At 42.8% G+C, this 20549-nt stretch carries 15 protein-coding genes; 14 read left to right on the plus strand and 1 reads right to left on the minus strand.

Going from position 1 to position 20549, the window contains the following annotated elements; translation table 11 throughout:
- The first annotated feature begins 819 nt into the window (after positions 1-819).
- Positions 820-2745, plus strand: a complete 1926-nt coding sequence (locus G585_RS18260; protein WP_022775857.1) for a hypothetical protein — start codon at positions 820-822, stop codon at positions 2743-2745.
- Positions 2742-4892 (plus strand): glycosyl hydrolase 115 family protein, encoded by a 2151-nt coding sequence (locus tag G585_RS0114100; protein WP_022775858.1) that lies wholly within the window; start codon positions 2742-2744, stop codon positions 4890-4892. Before G585_RS18260 ends, G585_RS0114100 begins: the two co-directional genes overlap by 4 nt.
- 23 nt (positions 4893-4915) lie before the next feature.
- On the opposite strand, the gene G585_RS0114105 is transcribed toward G585_RS0114100, so the two are convergent.
- Positions 4916-8401, minus strand: a complete 3486-nt coding sequence (locus tag G585_RS0114105) for a DNA polymerase III subunit alpha (protein WP_022775859.1) — start codon at positions 8399-8401, stop codon at positions 4916-4918.
- Between the two features lie 241 nt (positions 8402-8642).
- On the opposite strand from G585_RS0114105, the gene pfkA reads away from it, so the two are divergent.
- From pfkA to G585_RS0114165, 12 genes are all read left to right on the plus strand, one after another.
- A complete protein-coding gene (pfkA, locus tag G585_RS0114110) occupies positions 8643-9611 on the plus strand; it encodes a 6-phosphofructokinase (protein WP_022775861.1) in 969 nt (322 codons plus the stop codon).
- A gap of 121 nt (positions 9612-9732) precedes the next feature.
- Positions 9733-10536 carry a TrmH family RNA methyltransferase gene (locus G585_RS0114115; RefSeq protein ID WP_022775862.1) on the plus strand — a complete coding sequence of 268 codons (804 nt, stop codon included), beginning with the start codon at positions 9733-9735 and terminating at the stop codon, positions 10534-10536.
- Positions 10537-10541: 5 nt separating this feature from the next.
- Positions 10542-11336, plus strand: a complete 795-nt coding sequence (proC, locus tag G585_RS0114120) for a pyrroline-5-carboxylate reductase (protein WP_022775863.1) — start codon at positions 10542-10544, stop codon at positions 11334-11336.
- Positions 11337-11456: 120 nt separating this feature from the next.
- Positions 11457-12569, plus strand: coding sequence for a cell wall hydrolase (locus G585_RS0114125; protein ID WP_022775865.1), 1113 nt, complete (start codon positions 11457-11459; stop codon positions 12567-12569).
- A gap of 117 nt (positions 12570-12686) precedes the next feature.
- Entirely contained in the window at positions 12687-13679 is a 993-nt protein-coding gene (gene argF, locus G585_RS0114130) for an ornithine carbamoyltransferase (RefSeq protein WP_022775866.1), read from the plus strand.
- A gap of 2 nt (positions 13680-13681) precedes the next feature.
- Complete coding sequence (locus tag G585_RS18265; protein WP_022775867.1) at positions 13682-14554, plus strand: biotin--[acetyl-CoA-carboxylase] ligase; 873 nt, start codon at positions 13682-13684, stop codon at positions 14552-14554.
- Between the two features lie 26 nt (positions 14555-14580).
- Positions 14581-15396, plus strand: coding sequence for a type III pantothenate kinase (locus tag G585_RS0114140; protein WP_022775868.1), 816 nt, complete (start codon positions 14581-14583; stop codon positions 15394-15396).
- Between the two features lie 13 nt (positions 15397-15409).
- A complete protein-coding gene (locus tag G585_RS0114145) occupies positions 15410-15874 on the plus strand; it encodes a DUF6145 family protein (protein WP_022775870.1) in 465 nt (154 codons plus the stop codon).
- Positions 15871-16845, plus strand: a complete 975-nt coding sequence (dusB, locus tag G585_RS0114150; RefSeq protein WP_022775871.1) for a tRNA dihydrouridine synthase DusB — start codon at positions 15871-15873, stop codon at positions 16843-16845. The genes G585_RS0114145 and dusB overlap by 4 nt, the downstream gene beginning before the upstream one ends.
- 162 nt (positions 16846-17007) lie before the next feature.
- Positions 17008-17493, plus strand: a complete 486-nt coding sequence (greA, locus tag G585_RS0114155; RefSeq protein ID WP_022775872.1) for a transcription elongation factor GreA — start codon at positions 17008-17010, stop codon at positions 17491-17493.
- Positions 17494-17627: 134 nt separating this feature from the next.
- Entirely contained in the window at positions 17628-19193 is a 1566-nt protein-coding gene (lysS, locus tag G585_RS0114160) for a lysine--tRNA ligase (RefSeq protein WP_022775874.1), read from the plus strand.
- Between the two features lie 354 nt (positions 19194-19547).
- The gene (locus G585_RS0114165; protein ID WP_022775875.1) at positions 19548-20207 is read left to right on the plus strand and encodes a hypothetical protein; all 660 of its coding nucleotides are present in this window, start codon (positions 19548-19550) and stop codon (positions 20205-20207) included.
- The last annotated feature ends 342 nt before the right edge of the window (positions 20208-20549 follow it).

A 20549-nucleotide genomic window follows, 5' to 3' on the forward strand; every position in this document is an offset into this window, starting at 1 on the left:
CACAAGACATGAATAATAGAATAAATGCCAGATTTCATGCCAAACGATTCTATTCAAGGCATGAAATTATGAGAAAAATCTGACACAGCATGTCGAATTACTAAGCAAAGACATGGTATCTGAGTCAAAATCACTAACAACATGTCTGAACCACTATACAAAGCATGTGATACTTGCAAAAAATCTCCAAATCATGTCAGAAGCCTATGCACAAGACATGAAAATCGAAAAAAAACTCTCGCAGCATGCTATAGCCAGGTAAATCTTTATGTTTTCAATATCCCAAGTCTCCAGCTGATTCAATTTCAGCCACCCCTACTGTTCTCGGAGTCAGAACCTGAGGCCATAATACCTAGCCACACCGCAGGTGCTTGCCATTGACTGGTTCTGGGGAAAACGCTACAATGCTGAATCCGACAGTGCGTGAAAATCTACTGTTCCCATCATCCTCACCGTCGGCTCGCAGACCAAAGCGTTTTCCTCAGGTTCAGTCAATGGTGGCGTACGCAGCCGCAATCTAAAATTTTTAGAGAGTTAGAGAAGTCACTTACGCATATACAAAGTGATAGTAATTTGGCTTATGTATAAAACTTACGACAAGACTTTAAATACCATAAAGATATCAATTATAAATAAAAGAAATTACAAATTATTGGACAAAAAATGCGAAGAAAAAATATTCATAAGTGATAATATCAAAATATAGAATAGTGAAGTGGCGCATGAAAATTGTTTCTTTTGACTGATAGGGGATAGATTAACAAAGGTAAGTGAAAAGTATTGATATTTAGTGCAGTTGGGGAGACCTTAGGAGAGAGTATGGAAATCGAGTCACTTAAGGAGTTTACACCAATACCATTCTGGTTTTGGAATGATTATCTGTCTGAAGGAGAAATCCTAAGGCAGATGAAAGAGATGAAGTACAAGGGCGTTGATGGTTTTGTAATTCATCCAAGAAAAGGGTTGCCAAAAGAAATTGAATATTTGTCTGATGAATATTTTCATTATGTTAAGTTTGCGGTTCAGATGGCAAAAGAGATGGATATGAAGGTTGTGCTTTACGATGAAGCCATGTATCCATCGGGTTCAGCCCATGGAGAAGTGGTAAAGGCCGATCCTTCTTTTGCGTCGAAGGGACTTCTAAAAAATGGTGATAGTTATGAGCTTGTTCCAAGCGGCGGCACGATCAGAGGTGTTCATCCTGGTGAAGATGACGGAGAGGAAAATGCTCCCAAAAGCGCAGACCTTTTAAATCCAAAAGCCGTAGCAAAATTCATAGAGATTACACATGAAAAATACTACTCTGAGCTCTCGGAATACTTTGGAGATACCATCATAGCCTTTTTTACAGATGAACCCAACATACTTGGAAGAAACTCAAGAGAGGACGTCATTCCATGGAGTGAAGGAATTCTTGAGGAGTTCAAGGCTGCGGGCGGAACTGACGAAGATTTGAAGTACTTATTTGAGAACGAATGTGATGAAATAAGCGAAGACGATACTGCAAGTAAGAGCATTAAAGCAATACGTGCAAAGCAGATATATAAACAGGTTATTCATGAAAGGCTTGCTAACAGCTACTACAAGCAGCTTTCCGACTGGTGCGTATCCCATGGAATCGAGCTTACAGGCCACCCGGAGAAGAGCACGGACATCGGCTATCTTAAGTATTTCCAGAGACCTTGCCAGGATATAGTCTGGAGATTTGTTGAGCCTGAGGATGGTCATGCTATAGAAGGGGAACATTCCACAATGGGAAAATGCTCTTCAGACAGTGCAAGACATCGAGGCAAAAGAAGAAACGGCAATGAGTGCTTTGGCTGCTGTGGCGAAAGGCAGGATCCAAAGCTTTTTACAGAACAGGATATGAGATGGTACCTTAACTGGCTTTTTGTCAGAGGGGTTAATCTCGTTTATCCTCATGCTTTCTACTATTCAATAAGAGAAGACAGAGGTGATGAGCGTCCACCGGAGGTAGGACTTAATAATCCATTTTGGCCGCAGTACCGCAAGATGAGTGATTTTATCAAGAGGATGTGCAACATCAATACGGATTCATATAATTGCGCGCAAGTTGCAATCTTGTGCGGCGCAGATACTTTGTCCTGGAAAATCGCAAAGCCTCTTTTTACAAATCAGATTGAGTTTAATTATTTGGAAGCGGAGCTTTTGCCTGAGTGCAAGATCGCAGATGGGAAGTTACAAATTGCCTCTCAGAAGTATTCGGTTCTGATCTCAGAGCAGGAAGAGTACGAATCTCTCAATGAAAGCGATAAGAATCTGTTAAAAGAGTTTGCGAAAAGTGGCGGAAAACTATTGATAGCCGGTGGAAAGCTCTTGAATTCATTTGCCAGTGAAGCTGCCAGTGCAAATGGTGAGATATACGCCAATAATGCTATTAATGAAGATGAGGCAGTGACTGTAAGAAATGACCAGGAACTACTACAGTTTGTTCTGAATAGTGTCTACAGAGAGCTTTTCTTTAGCGGCGATACTGATAACCTTCGCTGCAGTCACATAGTTAAGGATGGAAAAGACCTGCTTATCCTCGCCAACGAAGGTATGGAGCCTATAACAGTGAATATTAAATCCGGTGAGTTTAGAACGGTGTCACTATGGAATCCTTATACACTGGAGAGCAGAACAGATGTGGAAAACATGACTATTGAGCCATGCGACCTGTGGATTATGGAATTAGAAGCGAATGGGATTTCTAGAGAGAAAGAGATCAGGGGATACAAATGATGCAGATTAATATCAATACAAAGATTACTGGAGATACAAAAGAAACACCGGTGCAGAAAGCTGTTAAGGCACTTGAGAGAGATATTAAAAATACATGTAAAGACACCACAGAGCCAGGACTTGAGATCAAGCTGGTGTCAAATGCGCATGATGCAGCATCTGAAGTTTTTACAATAGACAGAAATGAAGACAACCTTACCATAACATCCGCCTGCAGCCTTGGCCTTATCTATGGCATTTACCATGTCAGCAGAGAATTTTTGGGAGTTCAGAATTTCTGGTTTTGGAATGAACAGGAGCTTACGAAAGAATCAGAGCACATAGTTCCTGATAATTATCACTATGAGTCCAAGCCATCAAAAGTAAGATTCCGCGGCTGGTTTATAAATGATGAGGTCCTTTTTGATGGATGGAGAGAAAAGGTGGGCGAGAACTTCCCGTGGGAGATGGCCTTTGAAGCCCTTCTTCGCTGTGGTGGAAATATGACGATTCCCGGCACAGACCATAATTCCCATAGGTACAAAGATCTCGCTAATGATTATGGCCTGTGGATAACTCACCATCATGCAGAGCCCTTGGGAGCCCAGATGTTTGCGCGAGCTTATCCTGATCTGGAGGCGAGCTTTAATAAACATCCGGATCTTTTCAGGGGGCTTTGGCAGCAGGCAATTGAGGACCAAAAGAGCTGTAAAGTGGTGTGGAATCTTGGCTTTAGAGGCCAGGGAGACAGGCCGTTCTGGGCTGATGATCCGACCTACGATACACCAAAGGCCCGCGGCAAGCTCATGAGCGAGCTTATCCTTGAGCAGTACAATCTGGTAAAAGAGTCAGATAAGGATGCAGTTTGCTGTACAAACCTTTATGGTGAAACCATGGAGCTCTACAAGGATGGATACCTGACTTTCCCAAGTGACGTAATAAAGATCTGGGCAGATAACGGTTTTGGTAAGATGGTTTCAAGAAGACAGAACAACCATAATCCAAGAGTTTATGCCCTTCCTCACGAAGGAGATAACAGCGCCCATGGAATATACTACCATGCGTCATTCTATGATCTTCAGGCGGCAGCCATGATGACCATGCTTCCCAATTCTCCTGAATTTGTGGTAAATGAGCTAAAAGACGTATATGCTCATGGAGTAGATGATTTCTGGATAATCAACTGCTCAAATGTTAAGCCCCACACTTACTACCTTGATCTGATAGCCAAAATGTGGAGCGGCAATGAAGGCGACTGCTCAAATACCGACGAGATCAAGAGCCTGGATGCGCAGAAATATGAAATTGAACATATACAAGACTATGTAAAAAAATATTACGGCGACGTCACAGCACCTGACCTTACTTCAAGGATAGAAGATGCCTACAGGGAATGGCCAAAATGCACACCAAAGTATGGGCCAAATGAAGACGACCATGCGGGAGAACAGTTTAGCAATCACGGAGCAAGGATTCTAACCTGCGGCTTTATCAGCAATTTCAATAAGTTGGATCCTGCACATACCAAGTCAATACCTGAACTTAACTGGATATGTAAAAGAGACACACTCTTAGAACAGGTAAAGTGGCACGAAGAGAAATATAAAGAAGCACTTGATGCTTACACTAAATATCTTGCAGATTGTAATAAGATAAAAGAAGATCTGATAGCAAAAGGATCCCTCAAGGCAGCAGAAAGATTTGATAACACCCTTATCTGTCAGGTTCAGTACCATTACTACAGTTATCTCGGGGCTTACCATATCTGCAGGGCAATTCTTACCTGCCTTGATGATAAAAAAGAAGGTGGCAAATTTATCGATGTGCTCGAGGAGGGTGCTAATGGTAAGCCGGTTGACTACCTCACAGCTTTTTATGAGGCCGGACTGGCAAAGAAAGAATTCTTTGAAGGATATGAGACTATGAGAAGCTATGAACACGACATTTGGGAAGGCTTCTATGAAAATGACTGCGAAGCGGATATCAGACAGTCTGGCTTTGTGGCTGAGAGCCTTATGTCATACCTTAGAGTACTAGGAGATGGACCACATTTTTACAAGTGGCAGCGCAAGTTCCAAAAAGAATCAGGTGGAGAAAAAGTGCATCTTATCCTTAGAATTAAGGCGCACTTGACCGATGATGAACTGTGGAATCTTATGACCAGGTGAGGAACAAAAACGTTCAGGCTGTATCAAACAACCTGAACGTTTTCTCTTCCAAATGCATTTGACAGCATTTCAATCATATCTTTGTCGGCTTTAATGGTGTAGCCCTTGCCAAGTTTTTTCACCTGCTTGGTGTCTGTGAGGTAAACAGTGACTTCGTCTTTGCCGTCACTATCCGATAACAGTGAAAAGAGCTCCTGCTCCTTAGCAGAGTATTCATTTATATTGGCAAATCTTATCCACACTGTTCTGGCTATCTCATCAAACAGCGTGATCTTGCTGGCAATGAGCTTGGCATCGCGGTCCTCTTCGACTGATACGCGGCCTTCAATAAATACCTTGGCATCGGTGTTGAGCCTTGGGGCGTTGGCTTCGTAGGTTTTTGGGAAGACAATTACTTCCACAGTGCCAACCATATCTTCCAGGGACAAAAATGCCATAACCTGGTCAGTCTTGGTGTACTTTATTTTTTTATCACTTATGATACCGCCTATTTTGGCATTGGCGTTATCCTTTACATTAGGAACGCCAGTCTCATCATCAAGATAGAAATCTGCTGTGGTATTTGTGATATTCTTTTTCCACATTCCCACATACTCTTCGAGAGGATGTCCTGAAACATAGATTCCTAGGACTTCCTTCTCAAATTCCAAAAGAAGCTCACGGGGAAATTCCCCAACATCAGGAAGTGGTACCTCGTACTGTTTTTTCTCAGTTTCTCCGGCTAGATCAAACAAAGACATCTGGCCCGCCATTGAGTTTCTTCCGCTGTTGTGGAGCTGGTCCATTATCTGCACATAAACAGTCATGAGCTGTTTGCGGCTTCCCTCGAAGCAGTCAAGAGCGCCGGCTTTTATGAAGTTTTCAATAGCTCTTTTGTTGACGTCGCTTTCTCTTCCCTGCATACGAGTCAGGAAATCGTTGATATTTTTGAACTTTCCGCGAAGCTCACGCTCTTTTACAATGGCAGAAATAACCGGCCTTCCGACACCTTTGATGGCAGTGAGTGCGTATCTTATGGCCTTTTTGCCATCGTGGTCTGTAACAGAAAAGCCTGAGTAGCCTTCATTGATATCAGGAGGCAAAAGAGTTATTCCCATGTTTCTGCAGCTCATGATATAGCCTGAAACTTTGCCGGGATTATCAATAACTGAAGTCATGAGTGCTGCCATGAATTCAACAGGGTAGTAGTTTTTGAGCCATGCTGTCTGCAGGGCAACTACTGCATAACAGGCAGCGTGGGACTTGTTAAAGGCGTACTTTGCAAAGTCCATCATGGAATCGTAAATGGCATTGGCAATTTCAGGAGAAATGCCTTTTGAAGCGCATCCCGGAACATTTTCATCGGGATTGCCGTTAACGAAGTTAGCTCTTTCAACTTCCATGACATGCTGTTTCTTTTTACTCATGGCACGTCTTACAAGGTCAGCTCGTCCAAGAGTGTAGCCACCAAGCTGCTGAACTATCTGCATAACCTGCTCCTGGTATACGATACAGCCGTAGGTGGGCTTTAATATAGGCTCAAGTTCAGGAGTCTGATAACTGATTGATGCAGCATCATTTTTTCCTGAAATATATTTAGGAATGAAGTCCATTGGGCCCGGGCGATAAAGAGATATCCCCGCTATGATGTCTTCGAGAGACTGGGGGCGTAGCTCCTTCATGAAAGCCTGCATACCGCCTGATTCAAGCTGGAATATACCATCGCACTTTCCGCTTCCGATAAGCGCAAGGACATTTGGGTCATTGTAATCGATCTTATCTATATCGATGAAATTCGGGTCACCTTTTTTGGCGCCGATGGAATTGTTGGCAAAACGCACAGCGTCCTTGATAACTGTAAGAGTGCGCAGTCCCAAAAAGTCCATCTTAAGAAGGCCCAGCTCTTCAATGGTGGTCATGGTGAACTGAGTCGTGATATTTCCTTCAGCAGAGCGGGACAAAGGAACCAGGTCCTCAGCCGGAGCCTGGCAGATAACAACACCTGCCGCGTGTATGGATGTGTGCCTTGGAAGACCCTCAAGCTTTTTACACATGTCGATGAGCTTGTGCACTGTCTCGTCAGTTTCGTACTGGGCTCGCAGCTCCGGGTTCATGGAAAGAGCTTTCTCAAGCGTTATGTTCAGCTCGTTGGGGATCATCTTGGCAATCTGATCGCCATAGCTGTAAGGAAGATCCATAACCCTTGCCACATCGCGGATAACACCCTTGGCAGCAAGAGTACCAAAAGTGATGATCTGAACAACCTTGTCAGCACCGTATTTTTCGGTTACGTAGTCAATAACGTCCTGTCTGCGCTCGTACTCGAAATCCACGTCAATATCGGGCATGGAGACACGCTCAGGGTTAAGGAACCTTTCAAAGAGAAGATCATACTTGATGGGATCGATGTTGGTTATGTGCATGCAATAGGAAACAATACTTCCTGCAGCTGAACCACGGCCCGGGCCAACCGCAATATCGTGCTCGCGACAATAGTTGATGTAATCCCATACAATAAGGAAGTAATCCACATAACCCATGCGCTTGATGACGCCAAGCTCATAGTCAAGCTTCTCCTTTAGAGTGCCGTCATCATCTGGGTATCTCTCATGAAGTCCGTCAAGACACAGCTTGTTTAGGTAAGTCCAGGAGTCATATCCTTCCGGAACCTCGAAATGTGGGAGCTTTGTGACACCAAATTCAATCTCGACATGGCATCTGTCCGCAATTTTCTGCGTATTATCAAGAGCCTCTTTTGCATAAGGGAAAAGAGCTCTCATTTCCTCTTCACTCTTTACGTAGTACTGCCCGCCTTCATAGCGAAGCCTGTCCTCATCACCAACTTTTTTACCTGTCTGAATACACAGCAAAAGATCGTGAGCTTCCGCGTCGTCAGCGTAAGTATAGTGACAGTCGTTGGTTGCAACCAGCGGAATATCAAGCTCATCGGAGAGGGCCAAAAGAGTATTGTTCACCGTTCTCTGATCTGGAATACCATGATCCTGCAGCTCTAAAAAGAAATTGCCGTGACCGAATATCTTGTCCATGCGGATGGCAGCTTCTTTAGCTTTGGCGTTTTCTCTTTTTAATATATTGCGGGGAATCTCGCCGGCAAGACATGCACTTAATGCGATGATGCCCTCGTGGTATTTTTCCAAAAGCTCCATGTCTACACGTGGCTTGTAGTAGTAACCTTCAGTAAATCCGCGGCTTACGATATGCGAGAGATTGGCGTAGCCTACATTATTCTCAGCCAAAAGAACAAGGTGATAGTACCTGTCGTCAGTGGCAGAAGCTTCCTTATCAAAACGTGAAGAAGGAGCAACGTACACTTCGCAGCCGATAACAGGATTGATTCCGGCCTCTTTGCAGGCTTTATAGAAGTCAATAACACCGTACATTACACCATGATCGGTAATTGCGCCGGCGGTCATGCCAAGTTCTTTAAGCCTTTTAACATATTCTTTTATTTTGTTAGATCCGTCCAACAGACTGTATTCAGTGTGGACGTGAAGATGCGTAAATGCCATGTTTTCCCTCAACTTTAATGATTATTAGAAGATTATAGCATCAATAGGATTAACATCCAATACCACAAGAAAGTAGACAATATGATAAAAAAATTAGTGAAAATGTTAAAAAAAATTGAAATAAGAAACGTTTCCGTTGCAGATTTAAAATAATTGCGCTAATATATTGTAGAAAAAATGTCATAAATTTATCAATAATTTTTGTGTTAAGGTATTGCATTATAGGAATCGAGGAAATCATATGGCAAAGCAGATAAAAACAATCGGCGTATTAACAAGTGGTGGTGACGCACCTGGAATGAATGCTGCGATCAGAGCAGTTGTTCGTAAGTCTTTAGCTAATGGTCTTAAGGTTAAGGGTATCAAAAAAGGATACATGGGTCTTCTTAATGAAGAAATCATTGATATGGACAGAAGAAGCGTATCCGATATCATCCAGCGTGGTGGTACAATACTTGGAACAGCACGTTGCATGGAGTTCACAACACCTGAGGGACAGGCTAAGGGAGCTGAGATTTGCCGTAAGCATGGTATAGATGGAGTTATCGTTATCGGTGGTGACGGTTCTTACAGAGGTGCTCAGAAGCTTTCACAGCAGGGCATCAATACAGTAGGTATCCCAGGAACAATCGATCTTGATATTTCCTGCACAGATTATACAATCGGATTTGATACAGCTATCAATACAGCTATGGAAGCTATCGACAAGATCCGTGATACATCTTCATCACATGAAAGAGTTAGTATCGTAGAGGTTATGGGACGTCATGCAGGTTACATCGCTCTTTGGTGCTCAATCGCTAACGGAGCTGATGATATCCTTCTTCCTGAGAAGTATGATTACAATGAGCAGCGCATCATTGATAATATCATTGATAACCGTAAGAAAGGTAAGACACACCACATCATCGTAAATGCCGAGGGTATCGGACATTCAACATCAATGGCTCGTAGAATCGAGGCTGCAACAGGTCTTGAGACAAGAGCTTCTATTCTTGGTTACATGCAGCGTGGTGGTAGCCCAACATGTAAGGACCGTGTATATGCTTCAATGATGGGATGCTATGCAGCAGATATCCTTGCAGCAGGCAAGACAAACAGAGTAGTAGGATATCGCAATGGCCAGTTCGTTGACTACGATATTGACGAAGCTCTTGCAATGAAAAAGAATATTAACGAGTACATGTACGAAATTGCACGTATTCTTTAATTACATATTTGATGAAAAAATGATTCAACGGCGGATTTTTTATATCCGCCGTTTTTTTATCCTTTGTTTATTGTGTTATACTATATACATTAATCGGGTAAGTGGAATAAGAGGAAAGATAATGATAACTAGTACTAATAACGATAGAGTAAAACAGGTAGTAGCCTACGTGCAAAAGAGCAAGGCCCGCAAGGACGGAGATGTCTTTGTCATTGAAGGCATGAAAATGCTCAGAGAGGCGCCTGTTCTTCAGGTAAGAGAAGTCTATGTGACAGGAAGATTTCTTGATAAGGCAACTGAGGAAGATAAAGAGATCCTTTGGAGATACGGTGCAGAGGAAGTTTCAGATGATGTTATGAAAAAGATGGCAGACACCCAGACACCTCAAGGAGTTCTAGCCGTGGTTTCCCAGTATCATTACACAGAAGAGGAAGTTTTGGAAGGCTATAATAAGGATGATGAAGGCGCTAAGCCACTTATCCTTATACTTGAGAACATCCAGGATCCGGGAAATCTTGGAACAATGCTTCGTTCGGGCGAAGGCGCGGGCGTAACCGGAGTGATCCTCAGCAAAGGCTCAGCAGATATCTACAATCCAAAAGTCATCAGATCCACCATGGGCTCAATTTTCAGAATGCCTTTTATATATGTAGAAAACCTTGCAGAAATGATAAAAAAACTCTCTGCAAATGGCATAAATACTTATGCTGCGCATCTTAAGGGAACCAAAAACTATGATGAGTTCGACTATACAAAGCCCACAGCTTTTTTGGTAGGAAATGAAGGCAATGGCCTTACAAAAGAGACTGCGGATGCGGCTACTGAGTACATTCTGATACCAATGAAGGGTGAAGTTGAATCAATGAATGCTGCAACATCAGCAGCAATACTTACATTTGAAGCATCAAGACAAAGAAGGGGGTAATTAAAATGACAATAGGTTTTATCGGACTTGGAAACATGGCAAAGGCCATGATCGGTGGCATCTTGGCCAAGGGACTTATGGGACCAAATGAGATCATAGGAACAGCGGCAACTGAGACTACAAGAACAAAAGTTGCAAACAAGTACGGAATTCAGACAAGGAGCTCTAACGCAGCAGTTGCAAAGGATGCAGACATCATCATCCTTGCAGTTAAGCCACAGTATCTTAAGGTTGTTATTGCAGACATCATGGATAGCGTAGATGACAGCAAGATCATTGTCAGCATCGCTGCAGGAAAGACTATCAACTGGTTGGCAAAAGAGTTCGAGAAACCTGTTAAGATCATAAGAGTAATGCCTAACACACCGGCTCTTGTTTTGGAAGGCTGCTCTGCAGTTTGCAGAAATGACCTCGTTACAGATAATGATTTCCATTTCGTTATTGAACTTTTGGAGAGCTTTGGAAAAGCCTACACAGTTCCTGAATCCATGATGGATGTAGTAGTGGGAATTAGCGGTTCATCACCTGCTTATGTATTTCTTTTCATAGAAGCAATGGCAGATGCTGCGGTTGCAGGCGGAATGCCCAGAAAGCAGGCCTATGAGTTCGCAGCGCAGTCAGTTCTCGGAAGCGCAAAAATGGTTCTTGAAACAGGCAAACATCCGGGCGAGTTAAAAGACATGGTATGCTCTCCTGCAGGTACAACTATCGAAGCTGTACACGTCCTTGAAAAGGAGAGATTCAGAGGAACAGTAATGGACGCAGTCCAAGCGTGTATTGAAAAAAGCCGCAATATTTGACAAAAAATCATATGTTTGTTAATATCTCTTTCAGAGTGTTTTCGACTTGGTAACAAGTTGAAATATTTTCGTAACATTTACCCAGGCGATCGCTAGGGTAGCAAAGAGGAAAGCAAAGATATGAAAAAAAAGCTAGAGTTATCCCGTGGGATAATGAGACTTATCATGATTTGCGGTCTCATCTTAGTTCTATTTGATTCCCATGAGATGACGGTACATGCAGGTGGAGGAGCTAACAGCATTTCTGTTTCTGCAGGCATTTCTAACATTGTTAGTCCGATGACACCTTTGGGAATTGATGTGACAGCTACAGAAGTTAAGGTGGCGGCAAGCGTGGAGAAGTCCACTGAAGCAAGCTCTGCCTCATCTTCAGAAGAGACTGAATCAACCTTAGTTATGTCCAACGTGGGCAAGGCTATGAATGTAAGAGAAGAACCCTCAGAGGACGCTCAGAAAGTCGGAGTTCTTTATAAGGACTGCGGAGGAAAGATCCTTGAGAGGAAAGACGGCTGGACTAAGCTGCAGTCAGGCGACCTGATCGGGTGGGCAAAGGATGAGTATCTTTTATTCGGTGAAGATGCTGAGAAACTTGCATCTGATGTAGGTAAACAGCTTGTAACAAGCCAGAGCAGTGCTCTAAACGTTAGAAGCGAGGCGTCAGAGGACTCAGAGATTATCGGAGTTCTTGGTGAAAAAGCCTTTGTAGATATGATCGAGGACCTTGGAAATGGCTGGATCAGCGTAGACTACAACGATGAGACAGGATATGTTCAGTCAGAGTACGTTACCACTGAGTTCAAGATTGACCAGGGCGAGACAATAGCAGCGATCAAGATTCGTGAGGAAGAAGAGAAAAAGAAATCCCTCACAAAGAACACAGGAGCTGTAAGCGCAGACGCAGATGAAGTTAAACTTCTTGCAGCACTTATCCAGTGCGAGGCAGGTAACCAGCCTTACGAAGGACGAGTTGCGGTAGGTGCGGTAGTTATGAACCGTGTTAAGAGCGGCGCTTATCCTAACAGCATTTACAGTGTAATTTATGCATCAGGTCAGTTCACACCGGCACTTAACGGAACAGTTGCCAAGGTATACAACAGCGGCAAGATTTCTGATACTAACTATCAGGCAGCTCAGGCAGCTATAAATGGTGAAACAACTGTTGGTACAGCCCTTCACTTCAGAAGGATCAACGGAAGAGAAGGTATTATTATCGGAGCACACGTATTCTGGTAATGCATAAGAATTGAATATTTATTCAAAAACGTTCACATAAATGAATATTTATGCTATTATATAAGGGATTGCTACAGCAATCCCTTATACTATTTCCAGAAGAACGGAGGATGAGATATGAATTTATTTGGACGCGACTTTTTGAAACTGTTGGACTACACCCCAGAGGAGATCCTTTATCTTATTGATCTTGCAGCTGAGTTAAAAGAGAAAAAGAAAAACGGTGTACTTACTGATGTCTTAAAGGGCAAGAACATAGCTCTTATTTTTGAAAAGACCAGTACCCGTACCAGATGTGCTTTTGAAGTAGCTGCTCATGATCTTGGAATGGGCTCCACATATCTCAATCCAAACGATTCTCAGATTGGAAAAAAAGAGAGCATTTCAGATACTGCAAGGGTTCTTGCAGGAATGTTTGATGGAATCGAGTATCGCGGATTTGATCAGGAAATAGTTGAGACTATAGCTAAATACAGCAAAGTGCCTGTATGGAACGGACTTACCAATGAGTTCCATCCAACACAGATGCTTGCCGATGCACTGACTATAAAAGAGCACTTTGGAAAGCTTTCAGGAATACATCTTGTATATATGGGCGATGCAAGATACAATACAGGTAACTCACTAATGGTTCTGTGTGCAAAACTCGGAATGCATTTCACTGCGGTATCCAATAAGAAGTATTTCCCATCAGAGGAACTTGTTAAGACTTGCCAGGAAATAGCAGCACAGACAGGCGCAGTAATTGACTTTTCAGAGGATCCATTGGAGGGAACAAAGGGGGCAGATGTTATTTATACAGACATCTGGGTATCTATGGGAGAGCCGGATGAAGTATGGGAAGAGAGAATAAAAGACCTCGAACCCTACCGCGTAACTATGGATATTATGAATAATGCAGGTGAAAATTGTGTATTTATGCATTGTCTTCCATCATTCCATGATCTTAACACAGGCATTGGTAAGGACATAAAGAATAAATATGGCCTCGATGAAATGGAAGTAACTGACGAAGTTTTTGAATCAGACAGATCGATCGTTTTCGAAGAGGCAGAAAATCGTATGCACACTATCAAAGCAGTGATGTATGCTACTTTAAAGGAAGCCTGAAAATGTTAACTAAAGAAAATATTGAAGGGCAGCTCCATACAAAATGGGCTGCCCGTAATCTTGTCTACAAGGATGTAACAGATTCAACAAATAACGATGCCAAAAAGCTGGGCGAAGAAGGCGCTCCACATGGAACTCTTGTGGTGGCTGACAAACAGACAGTTGGCAGAGGATCGCGCGGCCGCAGTTGGGAGACACCAAGCGGAACCAATATTGCCATGAGCCTTATGATAAGACCTGATGCTCCACCTGAGAAGATATCCATGCTGACTCTTATTATGGGACTTTCAGTTGCTGAGGGAATAGAGAACGCGATCGTTCAGGCCAGGGACCAGCAGCTTGGCAAAAGAACTGACGTTGATATTTCAAGACAGCTCCTTTCCGAAGTAAAAGTTTTTCCTCTGATCAAGTGGCCCAATGACGTAGTCATTGCAGGTAAAAAGATCTGCGGAATCCTCACCGAACTTCATATGAAGAGTGACAACACCATAAATGATGTGGTGATAGGCGTCGGAATAAACGTCAATATGAAACAGTTCCCTGATTCCATAAAAGACATAGCCGGGTCAATTCTTTCTGAGACCGGTATCATGACAGACAGAAACGCTGTTGTTGCCCACTGCATGAAATGTTTTGAAGATAACTATGAAAAATACAATAAGACTTTTGACATGTCTCTTTTAAAAGAGCAATATGAAAAGAGACTTATTAATATAGATAAACACGTCAGAGTGCTCGACCCCAAGGGCGAGTACGAAGCTGTCGCAAGAGGTATTACCAATGAGGGAGCTCTTATCGTTGTTACTGATGATGGAAATGAGCGCATCATAAATGGCGGCGAGGTAACAGTGAGAGGACTCTACAGCTACGTATGAGCCTTGTTAGATAATAGGAGAAAGAAATGATTCTTGTAATTGATGTTGGAAATACAAATATTACCTTTGGTGTATATTCAGGAGAAAAGCTTGTTACTTCATTTAGAATGATCTCACAGATCTCTCATACATCTGATGAATATGGACTTAACCTTATATCTCTTTTGAACCTGAACAATATTAAAAAAGAAGATATCGAAGGCGTAATGATTGCAAGTGTTGTGCCTCAGGTTATGCATGCCCTCGTGAATTCTATTCAGAAATATCTGGGCAGAAAGCCATATATCGTTGGCCCCGGCATCAAAACAGGAATAAAAGTTAAGATCGATAATCCGAGAGAAGCCGGCCCGGACCTTATCGTTGACGCTGTTGCCGGTTTTGAACTTTATGGTGGACCTGTACTTATCATTGACTTTGGAACCGCAACTACTTATATTATTGTAAATGAAAAAGGCGAGTTTTTTACCGGAGTGGTATCGCCGGGAATCAGAATATCAGCAAAAGCCCTTTGGGAGGACACAGCTAAGCTCCCTGAAGTTGAGATCAAAAAGCCCGAGAGCATCCTGGCAAAAGAGACAATCTCCAGCATGCAGGCGGGACTCATATACGGGCAGATCGGCCAGACCAAGTATATTGTTAATGAGATGAAAAAAGCTTCCGGTTATACTGACATGAAGGTAGTTGCAACGGGAGGCCTTGGCAGGATCATTGCTGATGAAACAGAAGAGATAGATGTCTACGATCCAACCCTTACACTCAGGGGACTTCAGATTTTGTATGAGAAAAACAGAAAGAGCAAACCTCAGCTTCACGAATTTGAAGATGGTGACAGACCGGAATAATTGGAGTTAAATAATGAGCGCACAGGATTTTGAAAACGAGTACAAAAAAGAATTTGAGGAAAAAGAAGACCTTAAGATAGATGAAATGCAAAAGACCAATAAGGGCAGAGTCTTTGAAGAGGCAGCAGGCGGAAGGATAGTTCTTTGTGGAGCCAATGCCTATGAGCAGAAATACTATTTTAACCCTTTGTTCAAAGAGATTCCTGAAAGCATTAAAAAAGAGCTGAATATCATCAGCGTTCTTTTTACCCAGGAAGCAGGTGGAATCTTCACCATCGTATTTGAAGAGGATGGAAACATCAGCATCGAGACAAACGCTGATGAAGAGGACATCACATACGACGAGATCACAGCAGGTCTTTTGGTTGGCGAAGTTAGAAGAAAGAGACAGGACCTCTTCGAGGCACTTGGACTCTACTACAGGATTTATGTTCTTCATGAGAATCCGGCTGATATTTTAGATGGGGATGACGAATGAGCGGATACGGCAAGTTACAGATTGGCAACGTAACCCTTGAGAATAATATAATACTTGGACCAATGGCAGGTGTATCGGACCTGCCTTTTCGTCTGTTATGCAGAGAAATGGGCGCGGGACTTGTGTGCATGGAAATGGTAAGCGCCAAGGCCATTACCTATAAAAATAAGAACACAGGAATGCTGATGGATATTCATGAGGATGAACATCCGGTATCCCTTCAGCTCTTTGGCTCCGAACCAGAGGTCATGCAGCAGGCAGTAGAGATGATAAAGGACAGACCTTACGATATCCTGGATGTAAACATGGGCTGTCCTGTTCCCAAAGTTGTTGGCAATGGTGAGGGCTCAGCCCTTATGAAAAATCCGGAACTGATACAGAAGATCGTGGCTGCACTTGTGGAAGTTTCTGACAGACCTGTCACGGTCAAGATAAGAAAAGGCTTTAATGATAAGAGCATCAACGCGGTTGAGTGCGCGCTGGCTGCGCAGGAAGGCGGAGCGGCAGCAGTTGCAGTTCACGGAAGAACCAGAGAGCAGTATTACTCAGGGAAGGCCGACTGGTCAATCATCAGACAGGTGAAAGAGGCTGTTAAGATCCCCGTTATCGGAAACGGCGATGTGGTAGACGGAGAGAGCGCAAAGAGAATGTTTGATGAGACAGGGTGCGACGGCGTAATGGTCGCAAGAGCAGCTCAGGGCAATCCATTTATATTCAGAGAGATAAAGAGCTTTTTTGAAACAGGAACGACTTGTCCACGCCCGACCAATAAGGAAGTCTACGATACCGTCATAAGACATGCGGATCTGCAGCTTAAGTACAAGGGCGATTATATCGGGATCAGAGAGATGAGAAAGCATGTTTCCTGGTACACGACAGGAATGGCGGGAAGTGCCAAATTCAGGAATCAGATAAACCAGATGGAAGATATGGATTCCCTAAAAAAAGCCTGTGCAGAAATAATGCTTTAAGGCAATTATTAAATGTTTAGAAAATTGTCTAAAATAGTGTTTATGTTTCATTGACATGAATAGTTATAGACTGTATAATGGCAAAGTTAAAAGTAGCTTGTTTAGCAAATGCTTTTATATAGATTTATTATTCAATCTTTATGAAGGGTAGGGAATATCATAATGGAAGAAAAGAAAAACATATTAACTTATGAAGGACTTAAAAAGTATGAAGATGAGCTTCATGAGTTGAAGGTAGTTAAGCGTAAAGAAGTAGCTGAGAAGATCAAGGAAGCCAGAGAACAGGGCGACCTTTCTGAGAATGCTGAGTACGATGCAGCAAAAGACGAACAGCGTGACATCGAGGCTAGAATCGAAGCTCTCGAGAAAATCCTTAAGAACGCAGAAGTCGTTGTAGAAGAGGATGTAGACCTCAACAAGATCAGCATCGGTTGTAAAGTTAAGATTCGTGACCTTGAGTTCAATGAGGATCTTGAATACAAGATCGTAGGTTCATCAGAGGCAAACAGCCTTAAGGGTAAGATTTCAAACGAGTCACCGGTTGGAAGAGCTCTTATCGGTGCTAAAAAAGGACAGACAGTTTCTGTAGAGACACAGGCTGGTGTTCTTAAGTACAAAGTACTTGGAATTGAGAGATCAGAGAACTGATAAAACTATCGGCCTCTGAGTATTGCAGAGATGTAATTTATGAGCCAGCGGTCAGAAGACTTGCTGGCTCTTTATATCGTACCCAATCACTAATCAAGAATATAGCATATACATGCTCATAAGGAGGAAATCAAGTGGCAGAGAATAATCAGCAGAACAACAATGCACCACAGGAAGACGTTGGTCGTCTTCGTCAGGTTAGAAGAGATAAGCTTTCTGAGCTTCAGGCAGCAGGAAGAGATCCTTTCCAGATCGTAAAATACGATCAGACACATCATACAAAGGAGATCAGAGACAACTTTGATTCATTGGAGTTTGTTCCTCCTGTAGATGAAGAGGGTAAGGCAGTAGTAGTTCCTCTTTCTGATATTCCATCAGAAAAGCTTGTATCACTTGCAGGCCGTATGATGAGCAAGCGTGTAATGGGTAAGGCTTCTTTTGCTAACCTTCAGGACAGAGATGGCCGCATGCAGCTCTACGTTTCAAGAAACGACCTTGGAGACGAGGCTTATGCTGATTTTAAGAAAATGGATATCGGTGATATTATCGGTGTTAAGGGCTTTGCTTTCAGAACAAAGACAGGTGAGATCTCAGTTCATGTTAAGGAGCTTGTTCTTTTATCCAAGTCTCTTATGCCACTTCCTGAGAAGTTCCACGGACTTACAGATACAGAGATCCGTTACAGACAGAGATACGTTGACCTCATCATGAATGAAGATGTTAAGGAGACATTCAAGAAGAGATCAGCTATCATCAGAGAGATTCGTAACTTCCTTGCAGACAGAGATTTCATGGAAGTAGAGACTCCTATGCTTGTTGAGAATGCAGGTGGCGCAGCTGCAAGACCATTCTTCACACATTACAATGCTCTTGACGAAGAGAGAAAACTTCGTATCTCCCTTGAGCTTTACCTCAAGAGACTTATCGTTGGCGGCATGGAGAGAGTATTCGAGATCGGCCGTGTATTCAGAAACGAAGGTACAGACACAAGACATAACCCAGAGTTCACACTTATGGAGCTCTATCAGGCATATACAGATTACGAAGGTATGATGGAACTAACAGAGAGCATGTTCCGTTACCTTGCTGAGAAGGTTTGTGGTACAACACAGATTCCTTACGGCGACAATATCATCGACCTTGGAAAGCCATTTGAGCGTCTTACAATGAACGACGCGATCAAGAAATACGCAGGCGTTGACTTCGATGCAGTTGCAACTGACGAAGAAGCTAAGGCAATTGCTAAAGAGCGTGGTGTAGAATTTGAAGATCGTCACACTAAGGGCGACATCATCAACCTCTTCTTCGAGGAGTTCTGCGAAGAGAAGCTGATCCAGCCTACATTCATCATGGATCATCCTCTTGCAATTTCACCTCTTACCAAGAAGAAACCTTCAGATCCTGAGAAGGTTGAGCGTTTCGAGCTCTTCATCAACACTTGGGAGATGTGTAACGCATACTCAGAGCTTAACGATCCTATCGATCAGCGTGAGCGTTTCGCAGCTCAGGATGCTAACGCAGCAGCCGGCGACGAAGAAGCTGAGCATACAGATGAAGACTTCCTCAATGCCCTTGAGATCGGTATGCCACCAACAGGCGGTATCGGATATGGTATCGACAGACTTTGCATGCTGCTGACTAACAGTGCAGGAATCAGAGACGTTCTGCTCTTTCCAACCCTGAAATCTCTTGATAAGTAAACCCCAGTATTCATGCGGGTTTGCAGAGATTTTTGATTTAGAATTTTTTTAGAACACTTAAATACATCTAAAATCATTATTGCTCTGAAATCCAGTGTTTATGCGGATTTCAGAGCAATTATTCTGACAACAATTTATTTGTTTGACAACATTTTGACCACACCTGATCAATGCAGCCCAGTAACGGCGCGGCATTTGGTGCGTGGCAATCTTTTGAATTTCGGCGCGGATGCGCTATCAGTGAGTCCTATTCACGGACTACTATTCCATTTTTGCTTTTTAGAGGGATTTTTTTGATGGCTCTTTTGTTACGCTTTTTACGCGTGGAAAAAGCTCTTTTGGCTCTTTTGGCAGATGAAGTACATCAAAAAAAGCGATTTCAAGATAGCACAAGAGCTGGCGCAGAAGGATTATCTGAAAAAGATTATTGATGTAGCGCAGGAAGAACTAAAAATTGTAAAAAGAGCTATAGGTGCGGGCACCAACTTCCCAAAAACAAAGAAAGATAATCAGGGAATTATTACTCCGGAGGCGGTATATGACAGTCTCAAGAAGGAAAGAAAAATTCTCGTGTCTCCACTTTTGATAAGCGATGAGGAGTATGCCAGAAGATGGAGTGAGGAACAGTTCCGCATCAGCACTTATAAACCAGAGGAAAAAATATATACAACCAGGCGTGATGAGATGGTGCGATCCAAGTCGGAGATGGTGATTGCGGATATGTACTTTGAGATTGGAGTTCCATACAGATATGAGTGCGAGCTGCGGCTCAAGAGCGGTGTCATCAAATACCCTGATTTTACATTACTTAACAAGAGGACAAGAGAAGTTATATATCACGAGCACCTTGGTAGGATGGATGATGAGAAATATCGGAAAAAGAATCTGCGCAAGATAGAGGAATATAGAAGAAACGGAATTTTTGTGGGGAAGAATCTCATCCTGACTTTTGAAGAGGATGGATGTCCGTTCAACATAAGAGAATTCGAAAAGAGCATAAGGGAGATTATATAGATGCTTTTTCTGAGTATTACAATTATAAGGAGTTATAGGTTACGAAATAGATATGCTTGAGGTGTTACTAACAAAAGTTGCGGCAATCAGAGACGTATTGTTGTTCCCGACACTCAAATCACTTGATAAATAAATATTGTAATTGTGTGGCCCTCCGAGGTTTCTCGGAGGTTTTTTTGACCCATTTTGACCCAAAAGAGTTTAAACCTTTAGTATGTTTCCTTTTCTAAGAAATTATCAGACTGTTTTTAGGATGTTGAGAATGGTAGGCTGTAGCACATGAGGTAGTGTCGAAACAATTATGAAAACATTGACTGACCTAAGGAATCCACCGCAAGCGGT

This window comes from Butyrivibrio sp. AE2015 (genome assembly GCF_000420825.1).
Classification (GTDB): domain Bacteria; phylum Bacillota; class Clostridia; order Lachnospirales; family Lachnospiraceae; genus Butyrivibrio.